12 protein-coding genes are annotated in these 16589 nt (G+C 73.8%); 8 read left to right on the forward strand and 4 right to left on the reverse strand.

Features of this window, described 5'->3' with window-relative positions; all coding sequences use genetic code 11:
• Nucleotides 1-174: 174 nt before the first annotated feature.
• Nucleotides 175-576 carry a DUF3040 domain-containing protein gene (locus MOV08_RS29865; protein WP_039637353.1) on the forward strand — a complete coding sequence of 134 codons (402 nt, stop codon included), beginning with the start codon at nucleotides 175-177 and terminating at the stop codon, nucleotides 574-576.
• A 317-nt stretch (nucleotides 577-893) separates the two neighbouring features.
• Here MOV08_RS29865 and MOV08_RS29870 read toward each other — a convergent pair whose 3' ends face one another.
• The 4 genes from MOV08_RS29870 to MOV08_RS29885 form a co-directional block, all read right to left on the reverse strand.
• Nucleotides 894-3314 carry a transglutaminase TgpA family protein gene (locus MOV08_RS29870; RefSeq protein WP_275309554.1) on the reverse strand — a complete coding sequence of 807 codons (2421 nt, stop codon included), beginning with the start codon at nucleotides 3312-3314 and terminating at the stop codon, nucleotides 894-896.
• The gene (locus MOV08_RS29875) at nucleotides 3311-4699 is read right to left on the reverse strand and encodes a DUF58 domain-containing protein (protein ID WP_275309555.1); all 1389 of its coding nucleotides are present in this window, start codon (nucleotides 4697-4699) and stop codon (nucleotides 3311-3313) included. Before MOV08_RS29875 ends, MOV08_RS29870 begins: the two co-directional genes overlap by 4 nt.
• On the reverse strand, nucleotides 4699-5724 hold the full coding sequence (locus MOV08_RS29880) for an AAA family ATPase (RefSeq protein ID WP_275309556.1): 1026 nt from the start codon (nucleotides 5722-5724) through the stop codon (nucleotides 4699-4701). The genes MOV08_RS29875 and MOV08_RS29880 overlap by 1 nt, the downstream gene beginning before the upstream one ends.
• Before the next feature lie 252 nt (nucleotides 5725-5976).
• Nucleotides 5977-6537, reverse strand: a complete 561-nt coding sequence (locus MOV08_RS29885; RefSeq protein WP_039637359.1) for a beta-class carbonic anhydrase — start codon at nucleotides 6535-6537, stop codon at nucleotides 5977-5979.
• 411 nt (nucleotides 6538-6948) lie between these two features.
• Here MOV08_RS29885 and rsmH point away from each other — a divergent pair, with 411 nt between their 5' ends.
• The 7 genes from rsmH (at nucleotide 6949) to murD (ending at nucleotide 16559) form a co-directional block, all read left to right on the forward strand.
• Complete coding sequence (gene rsmH / locus MOV08_RS29890) at nucleotides 6949-7908, forward strand: 16S rRNA (cytosine(1402)-N(4))-methyltransferase RsmH (protein ID WP_275309557.1); 960 nt, start codon at nucleotides 6949-6951, stop codon at nucleotides 7906-7908.
• Complete coding sequence (gene ftsL / locus MOV08_RS29895; RefSeq protein WP_039637363.1) at nucleotides 7905-8573, forward strand: cell division protein FtsL; 669 nt, start codon at nucleotides 7905-7907, stop codon at nucleotides 8571-8573. The genes rsmH and ftsL overlap by 4 nt, the downstream gene beginning before the upstream one ends.
• A 114-nt stretch (nucleotides 8574-8687) precedes the next feature.
• Nucleotides 8688-10643 (forward strand): peptidoglycan D,D-transpeptidase FtsI family protein, encoded by a 1956-nt coding sequence (locus tag MOV08_RS29900; RefSeq protein WP_275309558.1) that lies wholly within the window; start codon nucleotides 8688-8690, stop codon nucleotides 10641-10643.
• Nucleotides 10644-10661: 18 nt separating this feature from the next.
• A complete protein-coding gene (locus MOV08_RS29905; RefSeq protein WP_039637367.1) occupies nucleotides 10662-12428 on the forward strand; it encodes a UDP-N-acetylmuramoyl-L-alanyl-D-glutamate--2,6-diaminopimelate ligase in 1767 nt (588 codons plus the stop codon).
• 62 nt (nucleotides 12429-12490) lie between these two features.
• Entirely contained in the window at nucleotides 12491-13981 is a 1491-nt protein-coding gene (locus tag MOV08_RS29910; protein ID WP_275309559.1) for a UDP-N-acetylmuramoyl-tripeptide--D-alanyl-D-alanine ligase, read from the forward strand.
• A 5-nt stretch (nucleotides 13982-13986) separates the two neighbouring features.
• A complete protein-coding gene (gene mraY / locus MOV08_RS29915; RefSeq protein ID WP_039641846.1) occupies nucleotides 13987-15051 on the forward strand; it encodes a phospho-N-acetylmuramoyl-pentapeptide-transferase in 1065 nt (354 codons plus the stop codon).
• On the forward strand, nucleotides 15048-16559 hold the full coding sequence (gene murD, locus MOV08_RS29920; RefSeq protein WP_275309560.1) for a UDP-N-acetylmuramoyl-L-alanine--D-glutamate ligase: 1512 nt from the start codon (nucleotides 15048-15050) through the stop codon (nucleotides 16557-16559). Before mraY ends, murD begins: the two co-directional genes overlap by 4 nt.
• Nucleotides 16560-16589: the final 30 nt, after the last annotated feature.

Here is a 16589-nt window from a genome sequence, read left to right on the forward strand (position 1 = left end):
GTTCCGGCATGACGGACTGGCGGGTGGGGAATGCAGCCAGCATCACCACCAGCCGCCGCAGCGGTGCGGACGGTGAATTGGCGTAGAGGGGCGGGTTTCACGGGGGCGATTCCCTGCCTATCCTGAAAGGGTCGCACCCGGTCGCCCCCCGCGACCGACGAGTAGGAGGACTCCGTGCCGCTCTCGGAGCACGAGCAGCGCATGCTCGAGCAAATGGAGCGAGCGCTGTACGCCGAAGATCCCAAGTTCGCGACAGCGCTTGAGGGAAGCGGGCTGCGTACGTACACCCGGCGACGGGTCTACCAAGCGGTCGCGGGCTTCCTGGTGGGTATCGGCCTGCTCATGGCCGGCATGGTTGCGCAGCAGATCTGGTGGGTCAGCGTCATCGGCTTCCTCGTCATGCTCGGCTGCGCGGTGCTGGCCGTCACCGGCTGGCGCAAGGCCCCCAAGCCCGGTGAGCGCGCCGCCGGCACCGGTGGGGCGCAGCCGCGCCGCCAGGCCAGGCCGCGCCGTTCGATGATGAACCGCATCGAGGACCGCTGGCAGCGCCGGCGCGACGAGCAGCAGGGTCACTGACCGGCCGGCTCGACGCCCGGTTCCTCCGCACGGCGAACGCTCGGGCGCGGGCCCGGCCGATTTCTCGGATCCGGCCAGTTTTCCGACGTCTCTCCGGGCTTTTGGCCCCCCGGTCCGTTCGTGTTTATGAAGCCGGTCCGCGCATTCGTTTCGACTTCCGTGGTGTGGCCCCCGAGCGATCGGGGGCCACACCTTTTCCGTTTTCCGGGGGCGCCGTATTCCGCGCGGGATTCCGCGTGTGCGGTGCTGCGCGGAAGGCTTCTCACACAGGAGTGCCACCGCCGGGCACGGGCGGGCCGCGCCCGGCGGGTGCCGGACTACGCCCGCTCGCCGCGCCGTCGTCCCGCCGCCCGCAGCGCGGCCACCGCGCGTCGGGTCGCGGCCGCCGGGCGGCTGTTCCGGCAGCCCAGCCGCAGCGCCGCCCACCGGGCAGCCCAGGACCGGCGGAGCCGCGCCGCCGAGCGCGGCGCGCACCGGGCCCGTAGCCGCAGCGCGCGGGGCGCCCCGGCCCGCAGGCCGGCATGCACCTGCCGGACGTCCGCGGCGAGCCCGGACACCGGGACCGGCCGTGGGGCGTACAGCACCCCCTCGACCGCCGTGGCCACCCGCCGGGCGGCGGCCGCGGCGTCCGGTTGCAGTTCCCCGACGCGAATGATCCGGGCCGCCGCCGTGCGCGGCGTCAGCGACTCGTCCGGGAAGATCCCGAAGTCCCAGCCGGTGTCCAGGAGCTCCTGCCAGGCGGCGAGGGCGCGGGCCGCGGCGTCGCCGTCCGGGCCGCCGGCCAGCCGGCGGGCGCGGACCCGGCTCCGCCACAGCAGTGGCACCGCGGGCAGCGCCAGGACCAGCAGCGCGGCGAGGACCCCGGCGGCGAGCGCCCAGGGCGCGGGGCCGCCGTCCGACGGGCCGGAGGTCGGGTCCGCGGGCGCGACCGCGCAGTCCGGACCGGCGCCCGTCCGCCGGTCGCCGGCGCCGCAGGAGGGGGCAGCGGACGGTCCGGTCGAGGGCACCGCGGACGGCGCCGTCGCGCGGTCCGGTGCGCCGGGACCGGTCGCCTGCGAGGGGTCCGGATAGGCGTAGTCCGGGACGCTGCCGCGGCTCGGGGTCGGCTCGAAGCGGGTCCAGCCGACGCCCTGGAAGTACAGCTCGGGCCAGGCGTGCGCGTCCTTCAGGCCGACCGACGTCGTGCCGTCGGGCTGCGCGGTGCCGGGGGTGAAGCCGACCGCGACCCGGGCCGGAATGCCGAGGGTGCGGGCCATCGCCGCCATGGAGAACGAGAAGTGGACGCAGAAGCCCTCCTTCTCCTCCAGGAAGCGGGCTATCGCCTCGGTTCCGCTGCCCGCCCGGACCTCGGTGTTGTAGGTGAAGCCGCCGTCGACGGCGAACCAGTCCTGGAGCTTGACCGCCTTGTCGTACGCCGTGCGGGCACCGTGGGTGACCTTGCGGGCGGTGCTGCGGACGATCGCGGGGAGGGAGGCCGGGACCTTGGTGTACTCGCGCTGCAGCGCGGCGGGCGGGGCCGGGGCGGTGGCCAGCTGGTGCGCGGTGGGCCGCACCTGGAGGCTCTCGACCTGGTACTGCAGGCCGTGGGTGTTCTGCCCGCGGTCGCCGACCAGGGTGCGGCCCTCGGGCTCGAACCGCCAGCGGCCGGGGATGTCCACCCTGGCCGCCGGATAGGGGAGCGGCAGCCAGTTCTGGGCGTACCAGCGGGCGGTGGACAGGGAGGTGTTGATCCGGGTGACGGGCACGTCGGAGCTGAGGCCGGGCGGTCGGGGCAACTCGGCGGGGACGTCGGTGACCGTGCGCTCGGACGGCTTCCAGGCCGTGCCGTCGAACTGGTCCAGGGCGACGATCCGCAGATACATCTCGCGGGTGTCGGCCGCGGTGGTGCGGTAGTTGAGGACCTCGCGGTCCTCCGGTTGGTTCAGGCTGTCCTGGAGCGAGACCAGGGGGTTCACCGCGGAGATGGTGCCGCCCCCGCCGCCGGGCCCGGCGCTGTCGGCGGTCGGACCGAGCAACCCGCCGCCCAGCGACGGCAGTACGGCGGGCACCAGCAGCGCGATGCCCAGCGCCAGCGCGCCGATCCGGCGGCCGCGGCGGATCGGCACCGGGGCGCCGCCGGCACCGTCGGGCCGGCCCGCGGCCGGACTGCCGAACACCCGGCCCCACTGGGAGAGCCGGTCACGGCCCTCGGCGAGCAGGAGCAGCAGATAGCCGGCGGCGGCCACGACGAACCACCACCAGCCCGCGCCGTCCGGGGACAGTCCCGCCGCCACGGAATACAGCGCGAGCAGCGGCAGTCCGGCGGGCGCGGCGCTGCGGTAGGTGACCGCCAGCGCGTCCACGACGAGGCCGATCAGCAGCACCCCGGAGATCAGCAGCAGCCGGATGCCGGGCGTGACCGGGGCCGGGATGGCGTATCGGCCGACGTCCCGGACGCCGTTGTGCACCAGGTCGGCGAGGGCGGCGACGGCGTCCGGCCCCGGCAGCAGCCCGGCTATCGCCTGGCCGTGGGCGAACACCGCGGTCAGTAGCAGGACGGCCGCCAGCGCCTGGGCGACGACGATCAGCGGCCGGGCCAGCGGAAGTCGTCGGGCCAGCGCCCCCACCCCCGTCACCAGCGCCAGCGCCAGCGCCGCCTGGAACAGCCAGGTGACCGGGTCCACCAGCGGCAGCATCGCGCCCCCGGCACACAGCGTGGCCACCATCGCGCCCAGCGTCAGCCGTCCCCGCCCGTTCATGCGCCCGCCTCGCTTCGTCCGGGGGCGCCGGGGCCGCCCCGCCCCGGCGCCGCGCCGGCCGTCGGGCCCGGTTCCGCCCCCGCCCGGTCCGCCGCCCGCCACAGATCCGCCAGTGCGTCACCGGGCGCCACCGGCAGCGCCGTCCAGCCCGCCTCGCGCAGCAGCCGCACCCGCTCGGCGACCGGTGCCCCGTGGGAGGGACGGATCCCGCCCGGCCCCCGGGACCAGGCGTCGCCGTCCAGGACGAAGGCGACCGCGGTGGCGCTGCGCCGGCGGATCCGGCCGGCCAGCGCGGCCTGCTCCTCGTCCAGTTCGCCGAAGAAGGCGATCAGCAGCCCTTCCGCGCCGCCGCGCAGCGCGTCGTACGCCGCGGAGAGGCCCTCCTCCGCGGAGTGCTCCACGACGGCGAGGGTGTCCAGCAGCAGGCCCGCGGCGTCCGCGGACTCGCCGCCCGCGAAGCCGCCGCCCTCCGGACCGGGCACCGTGTGGCCGGTGTCCGTCAGCAACCGCACCGAGAAGCCCCGCTCCAGCAGGTGCAGGGCCACCGAGGCGGCGCCGGCCACCGCCCATTCGAAGGCCGAATCGGGCCCGGAACCCTCGTGGGCGACCGTGCGGGTGTCGAGCAGGACGGTGCAGCGCGCCTTCTGCGGCTGCTCCTCGCGACGGACCATCAACTCGCCGTGGCGCGCGGTGGACCGCCAGTGGACCCGGCGCAGATCGTCGCCGTGGCGGTAGCCGCGCGGGATGATGTCGTCCTCACCGGCCAGGGCGAGCGAGCGGTGCCGTCCGTCGCCGTACCCGGCGGTCTCGCCGGCCAGCCGGACCGGCGACAGCGGCTCGACGCGCGGCACCACCGTGAGGGTGTCGAACGAGCTGAAGGAGCGGGTCAGCTCGCACATGCCGAATGGGTCGGTCAGGCGCAGCTGCAGCGGCCCCAGCGCATAGCGGCCGCGCAGGTCGGAGCGGACGCGGTAGGACACCTCGCGGTGCCCGCCGGGCTCGACGCGGTCCAGGACGAAGCGCGGCCGGGGCCCGAGGACGTAGGGGACCCGGTCCTGGAGCATCAGCACGCCGGTCGACAGCCGTGCGACGTTCTCCACCCGGAGTCGGACCCGGGCCTCGGCCGCCGCCGAGACCCGCGCCGGCGTGAGGGTGCGGCTGCCCGCGACGCGGTAGCGGGTGCGGTGCAGCACCAGGACGCACACCAGCGGCAGCGCCGCCAGCAGCAGCCCGACCCGCAGCAGATCCGCCTGCCCCAGGAGATACGCGCAGGCCGCGGCGGCCACCCCGGCCGCCAGGAACGACCGGCCGCGGGTCGTCAGCCCCCGGAAGGCGCCGCGCAGCCCGCCCGGCTCGGGCGTCCCGGTGCTCCCCCCGCTGGACATCACAACCCCCGTGCGCCGGGCGGCTGCTGGCCGCGGGCAGCCTGCCGCCACTGCGGGGCGGACGGGTCGGGGACCGGGGTGCGCTGCACGATCTCCAGCACCACCTGCTCGGCCGTGCGGCGGTTCAACTGGGCCTGGGCGGTGGGCAGCAGACGGTGCGCGAGCACCGCCACCGCCAGCGACTGGACGTCGTCCGGCAGCGCGAACTCCCGCCCGGCCATGGCCGCCGCGGCCTTGGCGGCGCGCAGCAGGTGCAGCGTCGCCCGCGGCGAGGCGCCGAGCCGCAGATCGGGATGGCTGCGGGTGGCCGCCACCAGATCGACGGTGTACCGGCGCACCGCCTCGGCGACGTGCACCGCGCGCACCGCCTCGGTCAGTTTGACGATCTCGTGGGCGTGCGCCACCGGGCGCAGCACATCCAGGGGGGAGGCACCGCCGTGCACGTCGAGCATCCGCAGCTCGGCGGCCGGGCTGGGATAGCCGATCGAGACCCGGGCCATGAAGCGGTCCCGCTGGGCCTCCGGGAGCGGGTAGGTGCCCTCCATCTCGACCGGGTTCTGCGTCGCGACGACCATGAAGGGGCTGGGCAGCTCGTAGGTCTGCCCGTCCATGGTGACCTGGCGCTCCTCCATGGACTCCAGGAGCGCCGACTGGGTCTTGGGGGAGGCGCGGTTGATCTCGTCGCCGATCACGATCTGGGCGAAGATCGCGCCGGGCTTGAACTCGAAGTCCTGCTGCTGCTGGTCGTAGACGCTCACGCCGGTGATGTCCGACGGCAGCAGGTCGGGGGTGAACTGGATGCGCCGCACCGAGCAGTCGATGGACCGGGCCAGCGCCTTGGCGAGCATCGTCTTGCCGACGCCGGGCACGTCCTCGATGAGCAGGTGCCCCTCGGCCAACAGAACGGTCAGCGCGAGCCGTACGACCTCCGGCTTGCCCTCGATCACGCCCTCCACCGACCGGTGCACCCGCCCGGCGGTGGTGGTCAGATCGGCAAGGCTCGCTCGTTCGTCATACGTCGTCACTCGGCCCTCCTCGGCCCGTCACCGGGTGGCCGCCGCCCCCTGGATGGACCGGCCCTCCCCGCGCGCATCCCGCCCGGCCTCGGCCGGGGCGATGTCACCTACGCATTCTTGCCGCCCGCGCGGCCTCGCGTCATGGCCTGTGGATAACTCACACCGTTCCGTCCCGGCCAACCGGACAAGCCCGGCGAACCGGGCGTGGGGGAGGGGTGGCGGACGGGGCCCGCCGCCGATCGCGGCAGGTCCCGTCGCAGGTCAGCCCTGCGGGTCGATCTCCCGCAGCAGCCCCGTCGTCACGTCGAACACAAAGCCGCGAACGTCGTCGGTGTGCAGCAGGAAGGGTGAGGTGCGCACCCGCTGCATGGACTGCCGGACGTCCTGGTCGAGGTCCTTGAACGCCTCGACCGCCCAGGTGGGCCGCTGGCCGACCTCGGCCGCCAGCTCGTGCCGGAAGTCCTCGGTCAGGCTGAGCAGGCCGCAGCCGGTGTGGTGGATGAGGACGACGGACCGGGTGCCCAGCGCGCGCTGGCTGATCGTCAGGGAGCGGATGATGTCGTCGGTCACCACGCCGCCGGCGTTGCGGATGGTGTGGCAGTCGCCGAGCTCCAGGCCCAGCGCCGCGTGCAGGTCGAGCCGGGCGTCCATGCAGGCCACGACGGCGACCTTGAGGACCGGTCGGGCGTCCATGCCCGGGTCGGTGAAGGCGGCGGCATAGTGCCGGTTCGCCTCGACGAGGCGGTCGGTGACCGTGCCGTCAGGCGCGGCGGGCGTGCTGTCGGAGGAGGGGGGCAGCGGCTGCGACGCAGGTATGGGCATGGATTCACGGTAATCGTTCATGGCCTGTTCAGCCCCTCCGCACAACAGGCGTAGGGGGCAACATCACACCTTGTGAGGTAATCCACAGGGTTGCACGTCCCCGGATAAAGCCGCACGAAACCTTCGGGCGCACCCTGCGGGGGACGCGCGGAACCAGTTGATTGACCGGGACGGCAGGTGGACTAAAGTGGCGCGAAGTGGGAGGCGTGACGCTCTCCTTGGATCCCGGATCCCTCGCGTGCGTGACCGTACGTACGGTTCGGCCTCCTCCCGCTCCACCGGTCATCCGACGTCACTTCCCCGTCGCCGGAGGGCCACTTCCCCTTCAGAGCGGGCGGGGACCAAGCGGTACGTGCGGCATCCCCCAGCCAACGGCCGGGGACCCACCTGCCGCCCACCATCGGAAGGCGCATGAGCAGCAACACTCGCCACGTACCCGTCATGCTCCAGCGGTGCCTGGACATGCTCGCCCCCGCGCTCGCCGAGCCCGGCGCGGTCGTCGTCGACTGCACCCTCGGCCTCGGTGGGCACAGCGAGGCGCTGCTCGCCACGTTCCCCGAGGCCCAGCTCGTCGCCCTGGACCGCGACCCGGCCGCGCTCCGGCTCGCGGGGGAGCGGCTGGCCCCCTACGGGGACCGCGCCACCCTGGTGCACGCGGTCTACGACGAGCTCCCCGAGGTCCTCGACCGGCTCGGTCTGCCCAAGGTCCAGGCCGTCCTGTTCGACCTCGGGGTCTCCTCCATGCAGCTCGACGAGGCCGACCGCGGCTTCGCCTACGCCCAGGACGCCCCGCTCGACATGCGGATGGACCAGACGACCGGCATCAGCGCCGCCGAGGTCCTCAACACCTACCCGCCCGGGGAACTGGTCCGGATCCTGCGCGCCTACGGGGAGGAGAAGCAGGCCAAGCGGATCGTCGCGGCGGTGGTCCGGGAGCGGGAGAAGGAGCCGTTCAGCAACAGCGCCCGGCTGGTCGAGCTGATCCGTGACGCGCTGCCGCAGGCCGCCAAGCGCACCGGCGGCAATCCGGCCAAGCGCACCTTCCAGGCCCTGCGCATCGAGGTCAACGGCGAGCTGGCCTGCGTCGAACGCGCCATCCCGGCCGCCGTGAAGGCCCTCGCGGTCGGCGGCCGGATCGCCGTGCTCGCCTACCACTCGCTGGAGGACCGGCTGGTCAAGCACGTCTTCGCGGCCGGCGCCAGCAGCACCGCGCCGCCCGGCCTCCCGGTCGTGCCCGAGCGCTACCAGCCCCGGCTCAAGCTGCTGACCCGCGGGGCCGAACTGCCCACCGAGGAGGAGGTCGCCCAGAACCGGCGCGCGGCCCCCGCCCGGCTGCGCGGCGCCGAGCGCATCCGCGAGGACATCGCGTGACAGGGCAGGGGGGTCGTCCGCGCGGCAGGCAGCGCCTGGCCGCGCTGCTGCCCTCCGCCCCCCGCGGCGGCACCGCCGCGCGCACCCCCTTCGTCCTGCTCGTCGTGGTGCTCCTGGGCTCCGGGCTGATCACCCTGCTGCTGCTCAACTCGGCGCTCAACCAAGGGTCGTTCGAGCTGAGCCGGCTGGAGCGGAAGACCGGCGAGCTGACGGACGAGCAGCAGGCGCTCCAGCAGGAGGTGGACGCCTACTCCGCCCCGGACGGGCTGGCGCGGCGGGCCCGCAAACTGGGCATGGTCCCGGGCGGCAACCCGGCGTTCCTGATGCCGGACGGCACGGTCCGCGGCGCGCCGGGCCCGGTCTCGTCCTCCAGCACCTCGCTGTCCGCGTCCGCCGAACCGGGATCGCTCGGCCCGATGATGCTGCGGCCGTCGGCCCCGGAGACCCCGCCGGCGTCCGTGCTCCCGCCGACGTCGCCGGCCGCGCGGCCCGCGATCGGCCCGCTCGCCCCCAGCACCCCGGGCGTCCCGCCGTCGCCGGGCCCGCTGGCGACCCCGGTGGCCCCGGCCTCCGTCCTCCTGCCCGACGCCGCCGCCCAGCCGTCCCCCGCCGGCCGCCCGTCCGCCCTCGCGGCCGGGCCCTCCCCGTCGGCCTCCGGCAGGTGACCGCGTGATGCCCGCCCCCGCCCTCCGCTGCTGCGGTCCCGCCGTCCCGGCCCTCCGGGCGCACGGCGCCGCGCGGCTGCCCGCCACCCCCGTGCCCGCCCCGGAGACCGCGGTATGACCGAGCCCAGGGACCCCCGTCGCGTACCGCGCCCCGCCCGGCCCGCCGGCCGCTCCGGTGCGTCCCGGTCGCCGGCCGCCCGCCGGCCCGCCGTCCAGGGCCGCCCCCGGCCGGCCGGCGGCACGCTGCGGCCGGTCAGCCCGCGCCCCCGGCTGCGGCTGGTCGCCCTGGCGCTGACGCTGGTGATGCTGGCGTTCGTCGTGCGGCTCGTGCAGGTGCAGGCGGTGGACGCCGCGGCCTACTCCGCCAAGGCCAACGAGAACCGCTACGTCCCGGTCAAACTGGCCGCCGAGCGCGGCGCGATCACCGACCGCAACGGGGTGGACCTCGCCACCACCGTGGACGCCTACGACATCACCGCCGACCCCAGCCTCCTGGCGCCCGACAAGCTCAAGATCAAGGACGCCCCGCAGCAGGCCGCCGCGCTGCTCGCGCCGATTCTCGACGAGTCCCGGGAGACCCTCGCCGCCAAGCTCGACCAGCCCGCGTCCCGCTACGTCCTGCTCGCCCGGCAGCGCACCCCCCAGGTGTGGAAGAAGATCAAGGACCTCCGCAAGACGCTGGACGCCAAGGCCGCCGCCCCCAAGAGCGCCCCCCGCCCCAACGTCCTGGTCGGCATCTTCGCCGACAAGCACAGCAAGCGCGTCTACCCGGGCGGCGACCTCGCCGCCGGCCTCCTCGGCTTCGTCAACGGCACGGGCAAGGGCGCCGGCGGCCTGGAGGCCCAGCTCAACAAGGAACTGGCCGGCACGGACGGCAAGCTGGTCTACGCCCAGTCCGGCGGCCGCCGGGTGCCCACCGCCGACACCCAGGAGCACCCCGCCGTCCCCGGCACCGACGTCCAGCTGACCATCGACCGCGACATCCAGTGGGCGGCCCAGCAGGCCATCAGCGACCAGGTGGAGAAGTCCCGCGCCGACCGCGGCTACGTCGTCGTCCAGGACACCCGCACCGGCCAGATCCTGGCGCTGGCCAACGCCCCCGGCTTCGACCCCAACGACCTGTCCAAGGCCGGCCCCGACACGCTCGGCAACCCCGCCCTCACCGACGCCTACGAGCCGGGCTCCACCAGCAAGCTGATGTCGATGGCGGCCGTCCTGGAGGAGGGCGCCGCGAGCCCGTACACCCGGGTCACCGTGCCCAACCGGCTGCACCGCGGCGACCGGCTCTTCTCCGACGACGTCGACCACGACACCTGGCACCTGACGCTCAACGGCGTGCTCGCCAAGTCCAGCAACATCGGCACCATCCTGGCCACCGGCCAACTGGGCACCACCCAGCCGCAGGCCAACCGGGTCCTCTACTCCTACCTGCGGAAATTCGGCATCGGCCAGCCGACCGGGCTCAACTTCCCGGGCGAGACCGACGGCATCCTGGCCAAGCCGGAGAAGTGGAACACCTCCCAGCAGTACACCATCCCGTTCGGCCAGGGCCTGTCCCTCAACGCCGTCCAGGCCGCCTCCGTCTACTCCACCATCGCCAACGGCGGCGAACGGATCGCCCCCACCCTCGTCCGCGGCGCCACCGGGCCGGACGGCCGGTACGTCCCGGCTCCCGCGCCCGCCCAGAGCCGGGTGGTGAGCACGAAGACCGCCACCACCCTCTCCGCCATGCTGGAGTCGGTGGTGGACGACGACGAGGGCACCGGGGCGAAGGCGAAGATCGACGGCTACCGGGTCGGCGGCAAGACCGGCACCTCCAACCGGGTGGACCCGAAGACCGGCCGCTACCACGGCTACACCGCCTCCTTCGCCGGCTTCGCGCCCGCCGACAAGCCCCGCATCACCGTCTACTGCGCCGTGCAGAACCCCACTCACGGCAGCTACTTCGGAGGCCAGGTCTGCGGCCCGATCTTCCAGAAAGTCATGGCGTTCGCGCTCAAGACGCTCCAGGTCCCCCCGACCGGCGCACAGCCGCCGCGGCTGCCGGTCACGTTCAAGCCAGGCGAATGAAAACGAGGCAACACCGCCGTGACGACGATCACTCCCGACGGCCCGCAGCTGCCCGGCGACAGAACCCCGGCGGAGCCCTCACTTCGCCCCGGGCCCGTTCTGCCCGGTACGCTCACCGCCGTGTCACAAGCTGATCAGTCCCCGAAACCCCAGCACGCGGAGAAGGGCGGCCCCGGCAGATATCCGGGTGCGCCGCGCCCTGAGAAGGTCCGTCCCACCCCTCTGGCGGACCTCGCCCAGCAGCTGGCGATCCCGGTCCCCGACGCCGCGCATGTCATGGTCACCGGCATCACCCACGACTCCCGTGCGGTCCGCCCCGGCGACGTCTACGCCGCGCTGCCCGGCGCCCGTCTGCACGGCGCCGACTTCGTCGCCCAGGCCGCCGACCTCGGCGCCGCCGCGATCCTGACCGACCCGTCGGGCGCCGAGCGGGCCGCCGCGACCGGTCTGCCGGTCCTGGCCGTCGACGACCCGCGCGGGCGGATGGGCGCCCTGGCCGTCTCGATCTACGGGGCGCCGGGCGAGGACCTCCTCCAGATCGGTATCACCGGCACCTCCGGCAAGACCACCACCGCGTACCTCATCGAGGGCGGGCTGCGGGCCGCGGCCGCCAAGGAGGCCGACGGCGGTGACGGGCGACGGGCGGGCGGTCTGACCGGCCTGATCGGCACCGTCGAGTCCCGGATCGGCGACGAGCGCCTGAAGTCCGAGCGGACCACCCCCGAGGCCACCGACCTCCAGGCGCTGTTCGCGGTGATGCGCGAGCGCGGCGTCCGCTCGGTCGCCATGGAGGTCTCCAGCCACGCGCTGGTGCTCGGCCGGGTCGACGGCTGCGTCTTCGACGTCGCGGTCTTCAACAACCTCAGCCCGGAGCACATGGAGTTCCACTCCGGCATGGAGGACTACTTCCAGGCCAAGGCCCAGCTGTTCACCAGGGCGCGCAGCAAGGCCGGCGTGGTCAACCTCGACGACGAGTACGGCCGCCGGCTGGCCGCCGGCGAGTCCGAGGTCCCGGTCACCACCTTCTCCGCCGAGGGTCACCCGGACGCCGACTGGCGCGCCGCCGACGTCGAGATCGGCGCGCTCGGCTCGACCTTCACCGTGCACGGCCCCGGCGGTGTGACGCTGCGCGCCGCCAGCCCGATCGCCGGCCCGTTCAACGTCTCCAACGCGCTGGCCGCGATCACCGCGCTGGCCGTCGCCGGCATCGACCCGCAGACCGCGGCCGACGGCGTCGCCGCGATCCCGGGCGTCCCCGGCCGCCTGGAGCGGGTGGACGTCGGCCAGCCCTACCTGGCGGTCGTCGACTACGCGCACAAGACGGACGCCGTCGAATCGGTTCTGCGGGCCCTGCGCAAGGTCACCACCGGCAAGGTGCACGCCGTACTCGGCTGCGGCGGCGACCGCGACCCGCACAAGCGGATGCCGATGGGCGCCGCGGTCGCCCGGCTCGCCGACACCGCCGTGCTGACCTCCGACAACCCCCGCTCCGAGGACCCGCTCGCGATCCTCGCCACCATGCTCGCGGGCGCCGCCGAGGTGCCCGTCCACGAGCGCGGCACCGTCCTGGTCGAAGAGGACCGGGCCGCCGCCGTCGCCGCCGCCGTCGCCCGCGCCGAACCCGGGGACACCGTGATCGTCGCGGGCAAGGGCCACGAACAGGGACAGGACATCGCCGGAGTGGTACGCCCCTTCGACGACCGCCAGGTGCTGCGCGCCGCGATCGAATCCGCGATGGCAGCGCAGAAGTCGCAGCAGTCACAGCAGCCGAACCACCAGGGATGACACACCGCCATGCGCGCACAATCCTCTTGTTGGCACCTCCTGCACGGCCCCGGGGGTGACCTGTGATCTCCCTGTCCCTCGCCGAGATCGCGAGCATCGTCGGCGGGCAGCAGCACGACATACCGGACCCGGACCGCGAGGTCACCGGGCCGGTCGTCTCGGACTCCCGGGCGGTCCGCCCGGGTGGCCTGTTCGTCGCGTTCGCCGGTGAGCGCGTCGACGGCCACGACTTCGCCGTCGGCGCCGTGGAAGCCGGTGCGGTGGCCGTCCTCGCGGCCCGCCCGGTCGGTGTCCCGGCGATCGTCGTCGACGACGTCGTCGCAGCTCTCGGCGCACTCGCCCGGGCCGTCGTGAACAAGTCGGGCGCCACCGTCATCGGTCTGACCGGCTCGGCCGGCAAGACCAGCACCAAGGACCTGATCGCCCAGCTCCTCCAGCGGCACGGTCCGACGGTGTGGCCGGAAGGCAACCTCAACAACGAGATCGGGCTGCCGCTCACCGCGCTGCGCGCCGAGGACACCACCCGGCACCTCGTACTGGAGATGGGCGCCCGCGGCATCGGCCACATCCGCTACCTCGCCGGGCTGACCCCGCCCCGGATCGGGGTGGTCCTCAACGTCGGCACCGCGCACCTCGGCGAGTTCGGCGGGCGCGAGCAGATCGCCCAGGCCAAGGGCGAGCTGGTCGAGTCGCTGCCCGTGGCCGACGAGGAAGGGCCCGAAGGGCTTCCGGCGGAGGGCGGTGGCGGGCGACGGGCGGGCGGCGTGGCGGTGCTCAACGCGGATGATCCGTACGTCCGGGCCATGGCGTCCCGCACGAAGGCCCGTACGGTCTTCTTCGGCGAGTCCGCGGACGCCGCGATCCGTGCCGAGAATGTCCGGCTCAACGGCCTCGGACAGCCCTCCTTCACGCTTCACACACCCTCCGGGTGCAGCGATGTGACCATGCGGCTGTACGGTGAGCACCACGTGTCGAACGCGCTCGCCGCGGCCGCCGTCGCCCATGAGTTGGGCATGCCCGTGGACGAGATCGCCGCCGCGCTCTCCGAAGCCGGCACGCTCTCCCGCTGGCGGATGGAGGTCACCGAGCGCGCGGACGGCGTGACGGTCGTCAACGACGCCTACAACGCGAACCCCGAGTCCATGCGAGCGGCGCTGCGTGCGCTGGTCGCCATGGGCGCCGCCGGCAGGGCGCGGGGGGGCCGGACGTGGGCGGTGCTCGGTGAGATGGCCGAGCTGGGCGAGGAGTCACTCGCCGAACACGACGCGGTCGGGCGGCTGGTCGTCCGGCTCAACGTCAGCAAGCTCGTGGCGGTCGGCGGCAGGGAAGCGGCCTGGCTCGACATGGGCGCCAAGAACGAGGGTTCGTGGGGTGAGGAGTCGGTGCACGTGTCCGACGCGCGGGCGGCGATCGACCTGTTGCGCAGGGAGCTGCGACCGGGAGACGTCGTGCTGGTGAAGGCGTCCAGGTCGGTGGGCCTGGAGCGGGTGGCCGCGGCATTGCTGGACGGCGAGGACGGTTCCGCTGCGACGGGCGGAGCCGCGTCCCGATGAACTCCATGAAGCAGATCCTCTTCTCCGGGATGATCGGGCTCTTCCTGACCCTGATCGGTACCCCGCTGCTGATCAAACTCCTGGCCAAGAAGGGCTACGGGCAGTTCATCCGCGATGACGGCCCCCGCACCCACGGCAGCAAGAAGGGCACGCCCACCATGGGCGGCATCTCCTTCATCCTGGCCACGATCATCGCCTACGCCCTGACGAAGGTGATCACCTCCAGCCACCCGACCTTCTCGGGTGTCCTGGTGCTCTTCCTCTTCGCGGGCATGGGCCTGGTCGGCTTCCTCGACGACTACATCAAGATCGTCAAGCAGCGGTCGCTGGGCCTGCGGGCCAAGGCGAAGATGGCCGGCCAGCTGATCGTCGGCATCGCCTTCGCGGTGCTCTCGCTCCAGTTCGCCGACCTGCGGGGCGCGACCCCGGCCTCCGACCGGCTCTCCTTCACCCAGGACTTCGGCTGGCAGATCGGCCCGGTGCTCTTCGTGCTCTGGGCGCTGTTCATGATCCTGGCGATGTCCAACGGCGTGAACCTCACCGACGGCCTCGACGGCCTGGCCACCGGTGCCTCGGTGATGGTCTTCGGCGCCTACACCTTCATCGGCATCTGGCAGTACCAGGAGTCCTGCGCCAACCAGATCACCGCCGGACCCGGCTGCTACGAGGTCCGCGATCCACTCGATCTCGCGGTGGTCGCCTCCGCCCTGATGGGCGCCTGCTTCGGCTTCCTGTGGTGGAACACCTCGCCCGCCAAGATCTTCATGGGCGACACCGGCTCGCTGGCGCTGGGCGGCGCGCTCGCCGGCCTCGCGATCTGCTCCCGCACGGAGATGCTGCTGGCCGTCCTCGGCGGCCTGTTCGTCCTGATCACCATGTCCGTGGTCATCCAGGTCGGCTCGTTCCGGATGACCGGCAAGCGGGTCTTCCGGATGGCGCCACTCCAACACCACTTCGAACTCAAGGGGTGGTCCGAAGTCCTTGTGGTGGTCCGCTTCTGGATCATCCAGGGCATGTGCGTGATCGTCGGTCTGGGCATCTTCTACGGCGGCTGGCAGGCGGCGAAGTGACCGGGTACGACCCGCAGGACCTCCACGACTTCGCCGGTCGGCACATCACCGTGGCCGGCCTCGGCGTGAGCGGCGTCCCCGCCGCCCGCGCCCTGGCCGGCCTCGGCGCCCGCGTCACCGTCGTCAACGGCACCGACGGCGCCCGCGAACGGGCCCAGGCGGCCGAACTGGAGCAATGGGCAGCGGCGCGAAGCGCCTCCAGGGAGGGTGGTGGTGGGCGACGGGCGGGCGTCACCGTCCGGCTCGGTGACGGGGAGACCCTCCCCGAGGGCACCGAGGTGGTCGTGACCTCCCCCGGGTGGAAGCCCTCCAGCCCGCTCTTCCTGGCCGCCGAGCAGGCCGGCGTCCCGGTCTGGGGCGACGTCGAGCTGGCCTGGCGGCTGCGCGGCTCGGACGCCGCGCCCTGGCTGGCGGTCACCGGCACCAACGGCAAGACCACCACCGTGCGGATGCTGGCCTCGATCCTGGGCGCGGCCGGTCTGCGCACCGCCGCGGTCGGCAACATCGGCGTCCCGCTGGTGGACGTCGTGCTGGGCGAGGGCCGGACGGAGGGCACGTCCTACGACGTCCTCGCCGTCGAGCTCTCCAGCTACCAGCTGCACTGGGCCCCGTCGGTGCGGGCGCACTCCGCGGCCGTCCTCAACCTCGCCCCGGACCACCTGGACTGGCACGGCTCCATGGCCGCGTACGCCGCCGACAAGGGCCGGATCTACGAGGGCAACACCGTCGCCTGCGTCTACAACGTCGCCGACCCCGCCACCGAGGACCTGGTCCGCGAGGCCGACGTCGAGGAGGGCTGCCGGGCCATCGGCTTCACTCTCGGCACCCCCGGCCCGTCCCAACTGGGCATCGTCGACGACATCCTCGTCGACCGCGCCTTCGTGGAGAACCGGCAGCGGCAGGCCCAGGAGCTCGCCGAGGTCGCGGACATCGCCCCCGCCTCCGGGAAGCCGGCTCCGCACAACATCGCCAACGCGCTGGCCGCCGCGGCGCTGGCCCGCGCCTTCGGCGTCCCGGCCGCCGCGGTGCGCGAGGGACTGCGGTCCTTCCACCCGGACGCGCACCGCATCCAGCACATCGCGGACGTCGCCGGGGTCTCCTACATCGACGACTCCAAGGCCACCAACACCCACGCCGCCGAGGCGTCGTTGGCGGCGTACGAGCACATCGTGTGGATCGCCGGCGGCCTGGCGAAGGGCGCCACCTTCGATGAGTTGGTGCGCACGGCCGCCGGGCGGCTGCGCGGGGTGGTCCTGATCGGCGCCGACCGGGCGCTGATCCGCGAAGCGCTGACGCGACACGCCCCCGATGTCCCGGTTGTCGACCTCGACCGGACCGACACTGGGGCGATGTCCGAGGCGGTCAGGGAGGCGGCCCGCCTGGCCGAGCCCGGCGACACCGTGCTGCTGGCCCCGGCCTGTGCCTCGATGGACATGTTCGTCAATTACAACAAGCGGGGCGAGGCGTTCGCCGACGCGGTGGGCGAACTGGCCGCCGCGGGTCACTAGCCCGGTTCTCCCCGCTGCCGTCGTCGCCGG

The sequence above is a fragment of the Streptomyces yunnanensis genome, assembly GCF_029011865.1.
In the GTDB taxonomy this organism is placed as follows: Bacteria; Actinomycetota; Actinomycetes; order Streptomycetales; family Streptomycetaceae; genus Streptomyces; species Streptomyces yunnanensis.

Excerpts from the sequence above, each read along its gene's own strand:
- MOV08_RS29870 (WP_275309554.1), bottom strand. The coding sequence starts at position 3,314 with ATGAACGGGCGGGGACGGCTGACGCTGGGCGCGATGGTGGCCACGCTG.
- MOV08_RS29875 (WP_275309555.1), bottom strand. The coding sequence starts at position 4,699 with ATGTCCAGCGGGGGGAGCACCGGGACGCCCGAGCCGGGCGGGCTGCGC.
- MOV08_RS29885 (WP_039637359.1), bottom strand. The coding sequence starts at position 6,537 with ATGCCCATACCTGCGTCGCAGCCGCTGCCCCCCTCCTCCGACAGCACG.
- rsmH (WP_275309557.1), top strand. The coding sequence starts at position 6,949 with ATGAGCAGCAACACTCGCCACGTACCCGTCATGCTCCAGCGGTGCCTG.
- MOV08_RS29900 (WP_275309558.1), top strand. The coding sequence starts at position 8,688 with ATGACCGAGCCCAGGGACCCCCGTCGCGTACCGCGCCCCGCCCGGCCC.
- mraY (WP_039641846.1), top strand. The coding sequence starts at position 13,987 with ATGAAGCAGATCCTCTTCTCCGGGATGATCGGGCTCTTCCTGACCCTG.